Source organism: Algibacter agarivorans (genome assembly GCF_039543245.1).
Classification (GTDB): domain Bacteria; phylum Bacteroidota; class Bacteroidia; order Flavobacteriales; family Flavobacteriaceae; genus Algibacter_G; species Algibacter_G agarivorans.
Map to the genome: position 1 here is coordinate 75,984 of NZ_BAABJJ010000044.1, position 13,289 is coordinate 89,272.

Consider the following 13,289-nt stretch of genomic DNA (forward strand, 5'->3'; position numbering starts at 1 on the left):
CTTTAATTATTGTTCTTATTGAAAAAAGTTGGGGTACTATTGTTATTGGTAACCATTAGTACGTATTTATCTTTTGTTTTTAAAGTGTTAATTTGTCTGCTATCATGCGGCACATAAAAACCACTTTCTAAAGGTGATATGGCAGTAAAATCATGTTTCCCATCGCCTAATAAAACGGTTCCAATACCTGCGTCATAGCGCGTCGTTTCTACCTCTGCACCGTAATGATTCCCTACTGAAATGATGTCTTTGTTACCATCACTATTAATATCAAGCACCAAAGCTGATTTTAAAGGCGCTGTTTGCGCTTCAACAGGTAATGGTTTTTTAATAAACTTACCATTATCGTTAATCAATACGATGCTTTTGAAGTCACTGATTTCATATACTACAGCTTTTTCAACTTCATCTTCGGGAAGAATTTCTACTAATTTTGAAGAGGCAAAACTGTGATAATCCTTGAATTTTTCAGAAACGTAATGCATTTGTTGACTGGTACATTCTCGACCTCTTACTGGTACATAGTCTTCTTTGTAGAATTTTGCCAATACCACATCGTTAGTCCCATTCTTATCAAAATCGTTGGCATACACTTTAAACGGGTGCTCTTTAGTTGCTTTAAATTTATTATTATTTCCGAGGTTTCCTATGATGTAATCATCATCGCCATCATTGTCTAAATCACTTGCTGTAATAGACCACCAAATACCTCGCGTGTCATTCAATCCCCATTTTTTAGAGTTGTTTTTAAAGATTCCTTTTTCATTTTCTAAAAAAGTAATATTCATCCATTCTCCTACGAGTAATAAATCTAAATCACCATCGGTATCTACATCAGAAAAAGTGGCATCGGTTACCATCCCTATATCTTGTAAATCGGGAGCTATGTTACCACCTGCTTTTTTATAGGTATCATTGTCATTGATTAGTATATAGCTTGTTGCTGGATAGGGGTACTTACCTGCTATTAATCGGGTGCCTACAAATACATCTAAATCGCCATCGTTATCAATATCTGCTGCTTTTACGCATTGGGTGCTTTCATAAATTTTTGGCAGTTTATTTTGTGATTTTGTAAACACGCCTTGCCCATTATTGAGATATAAACGGTCTTGTAACTGTTTATCTCCTTGATTGAATTCGCTTCCTCCACTAGCTACATACAAATCTTTATCGCCATCGGTATCTACATCTAAAAAGAGACACCCTAAATCTTCTGAGGTTGCATCTAAACCCCATGGCTGGGAGCTGTTTTCTTTAAAACTACCGCTTGGTTGTTGTATATATAAACTCCCGCTTTGTCCTATTGCACCACCAAAGAACACATCTTCTAAGCCATCGTTATTTACATCGGCAACGGCAGAAAACGGACCATTTTGGGAAAGTTTGTGTGGTAATAGAATCTCACGCTCAAAATCATCAAAATCATTTTCTTGATGCTGGTAGGTAATTCCTGTTTCAATGGTATTTATTTCTTTAAAATAGCTGTCTTTTTTATGTTGTTTTTCAGAATTATTTTTTGCTTTTGAATATTTTAAGACTGCTGTTGTATTAGCTTCAATATTTTTTAATTGTTGAAACTTCCCTCCTTGCCATATAATTTTTAAACTATCTACTTGAGTATCTTTTCCTAATCCAAAAAAAACACCTGGAGCTACGGATGAAAAATAACCTCGGGTTAATGAATGCTCTGCTATTTGTTTTTTATTGTTATGGTATATAATAACTTTAGCGCCAATACCTAATGGATTTTTCTCTGAACCTTTGAACGCTACTTTTAGGTAATTCCCTGTTGCATTATTTTTATACACAAAGGCAGGGGCATCTATATTATTGATGATGATATCTAAATCACCATCGTTGTCCAAATCGCCATAGGCAATTCCGCTTGAATAACTTGGCGTGTCAAACCCCCAATCTTTTGATGTTTTTTCGAACTTTAATTGTCCCTTGTTTTTAAAAACATAATTAGATAATGGTGCTGAAGGGGCTTTTTTTGCCATACTCAAAAAATCTTTCGAACCTGAATTCAACTCTTTTCTTGTATTGCTTAAAAAGTCATTATTACGAATGTCTTTTTTTATACCATTAGTAACTATAATATCTTTCCAACCATCATTATCTAAATCTACTACTAATGGTGCCCAACTCCAATCGGTTTTTGAAATACCTGTTAACCCACCCACATCATAAAACGTACCCATCCCTGAGTTTACCTGTAGTGTGTTAACCATGTATTGGTAATGCTTTCCCCATGATACCATTTGGTTAAATCGTTCGGTACTCATGGAACCCATATTGGTTTTTGAACGATAATGGTCTTCGGCCGCCATATCTAGCGTCATTAAATCTATCAAGCCATCATTATTAATATCTGCGGCATCAGTTCCCATACTAAACCAGGAGATGTGTTTCAAAGTTTCGTTGCTTACTATTTTAAATGTGCCGTTACCGTTATTATAATACATAAAGTCTGGTTCATCATAATCATTAGACACGTATAGGTCTGTCCATCCATCATTGTTAAAATCGGAAGCACTTACACTTAATCCATGTGCTAAAGTTTCTGAAATACCAGAGGTTTTGGAAACATCTCTAAAGTATCCGTTATCGTTTCTGTAAAGCTTATCGGTATGCAATAACTGACGTTCTTTTGGTATTTTGTAACGGTTAAATAATCTTGGATCTGGTGGTTGATTGACTTGATACATGTCTAAGTCACCATCATTATCCATGTCAAAAAATACTGCTTGTGATGAAAACCCTAAATCTGCCAGTCCGTATTTATTTGCTGATTCTGTAAACGTTAAATCACCATTATTAATTAATAATTGGTTTTGACGTTCGTTTGGGTTCATGGACTCACCATTTCTACTTACATAAATATCTAAATAGCCATCTGCATTTACATCTGCCATAGTAACGCCCCATGACCAGCCATCTTTTCTCGATACTTTTGAGCTTTTAGTAATGTTCTCAAATTGAAAATTGCCCTTGTTAAGGTATAACCTATCTGCTACCTGATTTCCACAAAAGAAAATATCGTCTAAACCATCATTGTTAATATCACCAATGGCTACACCAGCTCCATTATAAATCTGACTATAATACAAATGATTTTTGGTTGCTGTTTCTTGGATGGTATTATTAAAGTCTATACTTGTTTTTTCAGGCGATAATAGTTCAAAACCTCCAATCAATTCCTTTGGATGAAGGTCTCGTTGTTTCTGGCACCCTACTAAACAACAAAGGCACACAAGTAAATGAATTTCTAAAAACGTATTGATATTTCTCATTTCCTATTACTTTAATATTTCTAATAAAAACTTGAAATTTGACTTCATTATCCATTACTATAGTAAAGTGGTTTAAAAATCATTTCAACATTTTACCTACTTTCAAAATAATTTCTATACTCTTTTCAGGAACTTTTCCATCTCCATCAGGACCGATATTTAATAAAAGGTTACCTCCTTTTTGATTTATATCTTTCAATTTCTCATATATATCCTTTGGTGTTTTCCAATTATCATCGCCTTTTTTAAAGCCCCAAGATTCATTCATAGTATAGCATGCCTCCCAGTACCTGTCTTCGGGTTTGTCTTCTGGATGTGATTGTTCTGGTGTTCCATAGTCCCTTTTTTGTGTGTTCTGAAGGCGGTCATTTATTATAATATTTGGTTTTATATTACGTACGTAGTTATAAACTTGCGAACCTGTCTCTGTCCCCCACCATTCGGTCCAACCACCATCAAACCATAATAAATCTGGGTTATAATTCTCTATAAGTTCTTTAAGTTGATTTTTGACATACTCAACATATTCTGTTTTTCTGCCCGTTTTCATACGAATAAGCCCCCATCGAGTCCAAGCATCATGACCATCAATATTTCGCTCTTGAGAAGGATGATGCCAATCTATAATACTATAATATGTTCCAAATTTGATTCCTTGTTTACGACAAGCTTCACTCAACTCCGCCAGAATATCACGTTTAAAAGGAGTACTACCTACATCAAAATTGGTGTATTTGCTATTCCAAAGACAAAAACCTTCGTGGTGTTTAGTTGTAATAACCAGATAATTCATACCTGCCTTTTTTGCTGTTTCTGCAATAAAATCTGCATCAAAATCTATAGGGTTAAATGTGTGGGTTAACATGGCATATTCTTGCGGAGTTATATCGGCATTAGCCTGTATCCATTCCGAATAATGGTCAATAGGTTTTTCCTTCCAAAACCCTCCTAACTGTGATGACAAACCAAAATGAATAAACATTCCATATTTGGCTTTACCAAACCAATCCATTCTAGTATTAAATTCACCATAGGATTCATTGAGGAAATCTTTATTTTCTTGGGCTTTTACCACTAAGCTTAGCATTATAGCCAATATCACAGCCTTCTTTTTCATTGGTTTATTTTTATATTTTTTCATTGTTTTATTTATTGTTTTTAATATGAATAGTTGCTCCTCCTCCCTTAGCTAATTGTATTTTTATATGAGATTTTGAGTTCACACGAATTCTTTTTATCTCGTATACTGTTGGATTGGTTAAATAATCAGCACCGATACCATCTTGATAAATGATGGCTTCATATTTTAAAGTGTCGTCTAAAAATCTCAAAGAAATTTCCAATTCACGTTCCTCTTCATTTGTTATACTTCCAATAAACCAATCTTCAGAATTCTTGTCTTTTCTAGCAATAGTTACATACTCACTTATTTCGGCATTTAACACTTTAGTGTCATCCCAATCTACAGGAACATCTTTTATAAATTGAAATGCATCAAGGTGTTCTTGGTAATGTTCGGGCAAATCGGCTGCCATTTGTATGGGGCTATACAATACGACATACAATGCCAATTGATGTGCTAACGTGGTTCTTACAGCATTATCCTTTCGGTATTCATCAAATTTTAAATTGAATATTCCAGGGGTATAATCTATTGGTCCTGCCAGTATTCTTGTAAATGGCAATGTCACTGTATGTTCTGGAGGGTTGCCTTCGCTCCATGCATTAAATTCTTGTCCACGTACACCTTCACGTGTCATCATATTAGGCCAAGTTCTAGCTAATCCTGTTGGCTTGATAGGCTCATGTACAATCAACATTATTTTATGTTTAGCTGCCGTTTCTACCATTTTCTGGTAAAAATTCACCATCCATTGTCCATGGTGGTGTTCTCCTTTTGGTATTATGTTACTTACAAAGCCCACTTTTAAGTAGTTTATACCATTCGATTTTAAATATGCCATAGCGGCTTCCATGTGCTTCTCATAATTCAACACATGAGCTCCAGTTTCATGGTAACCAACTAACTCTATACCTTTTTCTTTGGCATAGGCTGCTACTTCTTTTAAATCGTAATCTTCTGTTGGTGTTTGGAAATTGGGCAAGTCTTTACTTTTCCCTACAAAATATTCTATACCCTTATTCCAACCTTCAATCAGAAGTCCTTTAATACCATGCTTGGAAGCAAAATCGATGTACTCTATAGCATTTTCTGTGGTAGCACCATGATTTGACCCTGGTTCAAACGTATATTTCCCTATATGAATGCCCCACCAAATACCCATATATTTTGTGGGCTGAATCCAATCAGTATTTTTTATTTTATTGGGTTCGTTTAAATTTAGAATCAAGGATGATTCTAATAATCCTCCCGGAGTATCAGAAATTTGAATGGTTCTCCAAGGTGTTTGAAATGATGATGGTAATATTGCTTTTGTGCCATTTGCCGCTGGAACCAAATCACAAGTAAAGCCTTTTTTTTTGTCATTTAATTCCAAGGTCATGGACGAATAATTGACTAAAGAGGCTTCATGTATGCTAATATAATTACCCTCATTTGTCCTCATGGTTAATGGAGTATGTACTGCTTTTTTATTTTCTATGCCTTTTACCAAAAAATAATTAAGCTGTTCTTCTGTAACTTGAATCTCGCTTATTTTTGAATGTGTTGTTGGGTGTTCATAACTGTTATAGTTAGCAGGTAACCACCACGTTTCATGGTCTCCTGTTAGGTTGAACTCTGTTTTTTCATCTTGAACAATGAATTCTTTGTTCTGTTCTTGTTTAGGAACTATATATCTAAACGCTACACCTTCATTATAAATCCTAAAAAGTACCTCTATAGCATCTCCCGTTTTGTTTGTTAAACTTATTTTTACGTTAGTATATTTGTTTTGAATGGCATTATGTTGCCCCCAAACCGGACTCCATGAGGTATTAAATTCTTTTGATTCAGTATTTTCTATTGATAAATTCTCTATAAACGAGTTTCCTTTTTTGAATTCTAATCCCAAATAAGAAGTGTCTATAATTTTTTTAGAGTTTTGATTAACTATATACCAAGGCGTACCTTTAGTATTAACCCCAAAAAACAAGGAAATATTTTTATCAGGTGATTCAAATTTTGAAGACTTCGTATTGCAACTATTACATGCAAAAACAATAAATAAAAAATAAAGGATATGTGTTTTATTTTCACTCATTTGAAAGAGTAGAGTTTTTGAAAATGATAAGACTGTCTAATCAGATGAGTCTTAAAGTTGAAAAATAAATTAAACGTCTTCGTGCTCTAAATTTGTCTGGTTTCTTTTTTCAAGTGCTATTTTAATTTCATAGCAACGCTTTTCTGTTAGTGAATATCTTAGCGTAAAAAATATTGACACAAAACATAATAATAATGGTAGTCCAATTTCTACAGCACGCATCATAAACAACGTTTTAGGTGCTTGTTGTGTTAATTCAGAAATATTTCCTTTAATGTCTGAAAGTTCATTATTAAAAGAACTCAAGTCCTCTGTGATTTTCAAATCTGTTAATCGATTTCTTATGTTTGTAATATTCTGCGTAAGTTTTTTATAATGCACTTCACTATTCTTGTTTTCTAAAGATTTTGACTCCAAATGTGTAAGCAATAATGTTGCTGTTATTTTAGCCTTTAAAAGACCTGCCTCTAAGGTTATTGGTACAACCTTGCTAAGTCCACTCATACCTTGAGTTGAAATATTAAATGTGCTTAAATTTTGTTTTGACAATTCTAATTTTTGAATAATGGATGCTGTATTAGATAGTCCATCAGTCAAAGCATTCAAATCTGTATTTATTATGTTTGATTCTACTTGTTCTGACTTTGCTTTTACAATTTCATTTTTAAGTTGTTTTACATATTCCTCAGCTTCTAGGAGTGCTTCAGCGTTAATTACTTTTGTTTTTTCAAGTAATTCTTTTGGTGAATCTACTAGGCTTTGAGAATCTGTGTTCCAGCTTTCAATTTTACTTTGCATTTCATTAATTGTACCTTGAAAAGCATCTACTTTTGTAACTTGACTTTCATCAAATTGAGTAAAAACAATGAGTAAGCCTGCAACAAAACTAGCCAAAGCCGTTCCCATTTTAATAAACCACCAGAAAATAGAATAATAGCTTCCTTCTGAGCGCCTACCTGTTTTTAAATCATCTTCATCACAGATATCCCCTACCATAGAAGAACCTAAAGTAAAGAAAAAAAGCATTCCTGTAGAAAGCAGTATGGTCGGTATTATTACTAAATATGGGTGTTCTTGACTGTAACAAACAATTTTTGAAAGTTGAGCTAAACACATCAAAAGAATAGCAATTAATAAAGTTTTGCGTTTACCAAACTTTGGGCTTAACCAATTCAATGGAAAAACTGCAAGAAGCCCTGTAACAGCCCAAACAGTACCATTGATTCCAAGTAAAGTTGATGCAGCAACTTTATCGCCTTCAAAAATGTAAAAAATAGGAATATAATAGCCTAGTAAATTTACAAAATTGAAACCCATAGATAGCGTGAAAATTATGATAACAAGTCTTAAAAAAGTTTTGTTTTTAAACGTGTGTTTAATATCGCTCCAAAACGCTGTTTTTTTCTGTTTGGCAGCTGCTTTAAATCCTGGTTCGCGAACGGTAAAAAACCACCAAAAAGATAGAGGAATTAATATAGCAGCTATCATCATAGATACATATTTCATTCCATCTGCCTCGTTACCTCCAGGCCCCTTAAAATATTCCATGTTTGCTAAAGCAAAAAGCCAAGGTGTACTCATTGCAAAAAGGTTTCCTAAAAAGCTTTTTGCACTAAATAACTTTGTGCGTTCATGCGAATCGGTAGTCATTTCCATGCCCAAAGCCCCATGAGGAATCTCAAAAATGGTACAGGCTGTGAAGAAAATCAATAACCACAAAAGAATATAACCTAATTGGAACCATTGAAAGCCTGACTCTGTAGGGAATAAATTATGTACCCATTCGCCATCTGGAATCCACCACATCAAAACAAAACTAACAGCTACAGCAATACCTCCAACAAGAAGAAATGGTCGCCTGCGCCCCCATTTGCTTCTAAAATTATCTGAAAAATGCCCAACTACAGGATCCGAAATAGCATCCCATAGACGAGGAATTATTAAAATTACCCCTAACCATAATGCACTCAAACCTAAGCTTATGTTTCCTATTAAACCCATAAGCTGTCCTGCAATATTAAACAAAGCGATAGGAATTATACCTCCAAAACCATAAGCGATTAATTGGAGCATTGGTATACGGTCTTTTAGTTTTGCCATTTTTTATGTTTTTTGGTTGAAAATCTTATGCTTAAAACGACGCGTTCGTTTGTTTCAAAAATAAAATTTAGGGTAGGTTACAAATCAATTATTGGGAGGTTTACAAAAAAAGGGGGAGAAAAACAACATCTCTCCCCTTTTATCAACTTGACTAACTTAATTTTTTATTTATGATTTTTCTCAAATCTAAAATTATTAAATAGCTTCTTAATGTTTGTTTTTACTTCTCTTTAAAATAGAGGTTATTAATAAATTTTAATTACATTAAGAATTATTCTTTTAATATCTTAATTACTTTATTTGCTTTATTCGATTTTACATTTAAAAAATAAAGCCCAGATTTTAACGTTGAAATATCTATTGTAAACGAAGCTTCAAATGTTTTACTCTCTTCTAGAATTGTTTTTCCAGTAACATCAACTAATTCAAAGGCATCAACATCAACTTTTGAGTTGACATTAATTTTATCATTAGCAGGATTAGGAAATACATTTATGGCATCACTTAAATCTACATCATCAACTGATAAGGTTGCGCTCCACTGTAAATCATCAAAATAATAGAGATCAGTAGCTGTCCCATCTTCTTTTCCTGCATTAAAGAAAAGGACTAATGTGGTGTTTCCATTGGCAGCAGCAGCACTAAAATCATATGAGAATTCTTGCCAAGTGTTTACTGCACTAAAATCAGACCAAATTTCTACAGCTGTACCTCCTTCTATTTTTGCCAATACTTGAATTGATGTTGGAGAATATAATTTAAAACTTAATATATTATTTGTTGATAAATCTATAGCAGCTCCATAGTCAATAATTAATGCATCCCAGCCGCTTGTTCCGTCATCTGTATATTCCCCAATATTGGCACTTGTATTTATACCGCCGCTATAGGAATTTGTTACACTCGCAACTGTACCTGGCAGAGCTTGAGAAGCTGGAGAACATTCAAAATCCGTAATTAAAGGATCTACACATTGTCCAAAAGCAATGTACGTCATAAAAGTTAGTGTAATAAGTAATAGTTTTTTCATCTTTTTAGTTTTTAAATTAATATTCATTTTTAATACTATTATAACTCAAATGAGAACTTATTTGTGAATTTATGATTAGAGCTTCCAGCTATGAATAACTCATAATCTCCAGGCTCGCAATTAAACTCCATTTGATGATTATAAAATTTTAAATCGTTAACTTTAATTATAAAATCGACTTGTTTTGTTTCTCCTTTTTTTAAGAATATTTTCTGAAATCCTTTTAACTCTTTTACTGGTCTGGTTATACTACCTACAACATCTTTTATGTATAGTTGCACAATTTCTTCACCATCATAATCTCCTGTATTGGTAATAGTTACAGAAGCCGTAATGGTTGAATTTAGGGTAAGTATATTAGTATCTAGTGTTGTATCACCATATTTGAAGGTTGTATAGCTTAATCCATATCCAAATGGATAAAGCGGAGAATTATCTACATCCAGATATTTTGAAACATATCTTGGATCTGGATTTTCAACATCTGCTGGCCTACCAGTATTTTTTTGATTATAAAAAATAGGAATTTGTCCAACATTTCTTGGAAATGTTACTGTTAGTTTTCCTGAAGGGTTATAAACGCCATATAATACATCTGCTATAGCATGTCCTCCTCTGGTTCCCGGAAACCATGCCTCTACAATCGCGTCAACAGTTTCATTTTCCCAAGACAAATCCAAAGGCCTTCCACTCATTAAAACCAATATTATTGGTTTACCCGTTTTTTTAATTTCTGCTATTAATGCTTGTTGATGACCCGGCAGATTTATATTAGTTCTAGAAGCTGCTTCTCCACTCATGCTTTCTGCTTCACCCATAACCATAACTACTACGTCTGAAGCTTTCGCAATGGCTTTTGCTTTATTAAAACCTGATTTATCTCCACCTATAATGTCACAGCCTTTGGCGTATTCAAAGTTGATAGCTCTAGCTTCAAAGCCTTCTTTTACACTTACAATAGCATCTGTGTTTTTATGACCGTGTGCTGCCCAACTCCCTAGAATATGATCTTGATCATCAGCTAAAGGTCCTATTAAAGCTATTTTTTTAGAATTATCAATTGGTAATGCTTTGTTCTCATTTTTTAACAGAACTATAGACTTTCGAGCTGCTTCTCTAGCTAATTTCAGATGAGCCTTGCTTAGAATGAGTTTTTCTTCTTTAGTTTCATCACAATATCGGTATGGATCATCAAATAACCCTAATTCAAACTTCATTCTTAAAATATCTCTTACGGCTTCATCCAATCGCTCTACTTCTATTTTCCCTTCTTCAATAGATTGCTTCATATGGTTTTTGTATACACCACCTTGCATATCCATATCAGAACCTGCATTGAAAGCTAGTTCACCTGCATGTTTTAAGTCTCTAGCATAACCATGAGCTACCATTTCATTGATAGCCGTATAATCTGTAACGACAAAACCATTAAATCCCCATTCTTTTCTCAAAATATCTTCAAATAGAAATTTATTACCTGTTGCGGGTATACCGTTTAATTCATTAAATGCTGTCATAAATGTAGCAGCGCCTTCATCTAAAGCCGCTTTAAATGGTGGTAAATACACATTTCGCAGCATGGTTTCAGACATATCGACAGTGTGATAATCCCTTCCTCCTTGTGCGGCTCCATAAGCTGCAAAATGTTTTACACAAGCTAAAACCGTATTATTATCTGAAAGGTTTCCTTGAAACCCTTTTACACGTACTTTTGCTATTAAACTTCCTAAATAGGTGTCTTCTCCTGCGCCTTCAGATACTCTTCCCCAACGTGGGTCTCTTGAGATATCTACCATTGGTGCAAAGGTCCAATGTAACCCAACTGCGGTGCATTCAAGAGCTGCTGTTCTTGCTGTTTGCTCCATTAAGCCTAAATCCCAACTACATGATTCTGCCAATGGTATTGGAAAAATGGTTTTATACCCATGAATGACATCATAGCCAAAAAGCAACGGAATACCCAAACGAGTTTCCTCTACTGCCATTTTTTGAAGCTTTCTAGTATATGCTGCTCCTGTAGCATTAAATACTGCTCCTACTTGACCATTTTTTATGTAATTTTTGTAATTTTTATCTAATACAGGTCCTGTAATGTCCATACCACTAGAATACATTACCGTTTGCCCTATTTTTTCATCTAAAGTCATTTTAGACAGCAACGTGTCTATTTTTGATTCATGACTACCTTGAATCATAACAGATGATTCCCTTACTTCATTTTTACAACTCATTGAAATCATACTAAATATTATATATCTGTATATTCTTTTAAACATTTAATTATATGTTCGGACTTGTGAAACCTAATTTCTTCAAACCTCTTTTCACATCATTATCTTTCATAAAAAGGTTCCATAACAACTGAGTTCTATAGTTTTCTATCATTGCTATTATTGGGCCTTGGTCTATAGCTAAATAGCCGTCTGCTACCCAATTAAACTCATCAGAAAATGCATCATAGAACCCATACTCTCCCCATAGTTCATCTTTACGCTTATAAAAATGCTTTAAGGCTTTGGTTGATTCTTCTGGTGTATAAGGAAATGATGATAAGGCAGCTGTAGGAGTAATGATTCCTAAATCGTTTGTTGGACTGTGTGCTGAATACCCTTGATGATTATCACTTGCCGTAAGACCCCAACTATTTTCATTATACCCCTTAAACCCTTTTGGATTAGCTTTACAATATTCATAGTTAATTAATGCATGTGCCTTATTTTGTTTAAAGTAGTTATTGCAGTAAGCATCTTTTAAACCTCTAGGATCTATTCCTATAAATGAGTAGTGAGATAAAAACAAAGGTCCTCCCAAATCTTCTCCTAAAGGCAGTTTGTGACCATAGAACATTTTACCATTTTTCATATCGCCTTTACGAGCCCAACCATTATCATAAACCTCCTTTTTAATTGGATACGTTGGAGATGCTGCGGCTAGTACGTAAACTATTAAGGCTTCATTCCATCCACTAACATTAAGATTTAAGCTAAACTCTTCTTTAGGAGACCAATGCCAAGACATTGAACTGTTTCCTTTTGCATACCAATTCCACTCAACATTTTCCCAAATGGTAGTTATTCTTTCCCTAATTATATTTTCTTCAGGAATATTTTCTGAAAAGAATTGCCGGTTTATAAGTAACCCTTGTATTAAAAAAGCTGTTTCTACAATATCTCCTCCATCATCTTTTTTTCCAAAAACTCTTGTTTCCCCTGTATCTCCTAAATACCAATGAGAAAAGGCTCCATGATATGTTTCAGCATTTTCTAGAAAATTTAATATTTTATTCAACCTCTGTATCGCTTCTTGTCTAGATATCCAACCTCTATTTACCGCTATTGGGAAACAAGAAATTCCAAAGCCTGAACCTCCTATTGTAATCATTTTTTGAGAGTCCCCCTCATAAGCATCTCCTTGCGACCTTTCTTTAGTTAAACCACTATTTGGTTCCGCAAAATCCCAAAAATATTTAAACGTTTGTTTTTGAACTAAGTCCAATAAGTCTTCGTTAGAAGTTTCTATATCACCAAGTCCGGAAACTATTACTTGATTAACTTTTGATTGCTTACAATTAAAAAGAAAAAGCACGATACAGATATAACCAATACTCTTTAACACATAAAATTTGGATAACGCCACAGCTATTTTACTTTCTTTTATCAT

General features: G+C 34.0%; 7 protein-coding genes. All 7 read right to left on the reverse strand.

Translation table 11 applies throughout. The features are described from left to right. Nucleotides 1-2: 2 nt before the first annotated feature. Nucleotides 3-3,296 (reverse strand): VCBS repeat-containing protein, encoded by a 3,294-nt coding sequence (locus ABD935_RS15325; RefSeq protein ID WP_345193533.1) that lies wholly within the window; start codon nucleotides 3,294-3,296, stop codon nucleotides 3-5. A gap of 79 nt (nucleotides 3,297-3,375) precedes the next feature. Continuing rightward, nucleotides 3,376-4,437 carry an alpha-L-fucosidase gene (locus tag ABD935_RS15330; protein WP_345193535.1) on the reverse strand — a complete coding sequence of 354 codons (1,062 nt, stop codon included), beginning with the start codon at nucleotides 4,435-4,437 and terminating at the stop codon, nucleotides 3,376-3,378. 4 nt (nucleotides 4,438-4,441) lie between these two features. Next, nucleotides 4,442-6,499 carry a glycoside hydrolase family 97 protein gene (locus tag ABD935_RS15335; protein ID WP_345193537.1) on the reverse strand — a complete coding sequence of 686 codons (2,058 nt, stop codon included), beginning with the start codon at nucleotides 6,497-6,499 and terminating at the stop codon, nucleotides 4,442-4,444. Between the two features lie 69 nt (nucleotides 6,500-6,568). Further along, nucleotides 6,569-8,599 carry an MFS transporter gene (locus ABD935_RS15340; RefSeq protein WP_345193539.1) on the reverse strand — a complete coding sequence of 677 codons (2,031 nt, stop codon included), beginning with the start codon at nucleotides 8,597-8,599 and terminating at the stop codon, nucleotides 6,569-6,571. 271 nt (nucleotides 8,600-8,870) lie between these two features. Beyond that, nucleotides 8,871-9,629 (reverse strand): T9SS type A sorting domain-containing protein, encoded by a 759-nt coding sequence (locus ABD935_RS15345; protein ID WP_345193542.1) that lies wholly within the window; start codon nucleotides 9,627-9,629, stop codon nucleotides 8,871-8,873. Between the two features lie 38 nt (nucleotides 9,630-9,667). Beyond that, the gene (locus ABD935_RS15350; protein ID WP_345193544.1) at nucleotides 9,668-11,905 is read right to left on the reverse strand and encodes a glycoside hydrolase family 3 N-terminal domain-containing protein; all 2,238 of its coding nucleotides are present in this window, start codon (nucleotides 11,903-11,905) and stop codon (nucleotides 9,668-9,670) included. 4 nt (nucleotides 11,906-11,909) lie between these two features. Further along, on the reverse strand, nucleotides 11,910-13,289 hold the full coding sequence (locus ABD935_RS15355; protein ID WP_345193545.1) for a glucoamylase family protein: 1,380 nt from the start codon (nucleotides 13,287-13,289) through the stop codon (nucleotides 11,910-11,912).

Coding starts and splice junctions, on each gene's coding strand:
- ABD935_RS15345 (WP_345193542.1), bottom strand. CDS start 9,629: ATGAAAAAACTATTACTTATTACACTAACTTTTATGACGTACATTGCT.
- ABD935_RS15355 (WP_345193545.1), bottom strand. CDS start 13,289: ATGATAAAAGAAAGTAAAATAGCTGTGGCGTTATCCAAATTTTATGTG.
- ABD935_RS15335 (WP_345193537.1), bottom strand. CDS start 6,499: ATGAGTGAAAATAAAACACATATCCTTTATTTTTTATTTATTGTTTTT.
- ABD935_RS15325 (WP_345193533.1), bottom strand. CDS start 3,296: ATGAGAAATATCAATACGTTTTTAGAAATTCATTTACTTGTGTGCCTT.
- ABD935_RS15340 (WP_345193539.1), bottom strand. CDS start 8,599: ATGGCAAAACTAAAAGACCGTATACCAATGCTCCAATTAATCGCTTAT.
- ABD935_RS15330 (WP_345193535.1), bottom strand. CDS start 4,437: ATGAAAAAATATAAAAATAAACCAATGAAAAAGAAGGCTGTGATATTG.
- ABD935_RS15350 (WP_345193544.1), bottom strand. CDS start 11,905: ATGTTTAAAAGAATATACAGATATATAATATTTAGTATGATTTCAATG.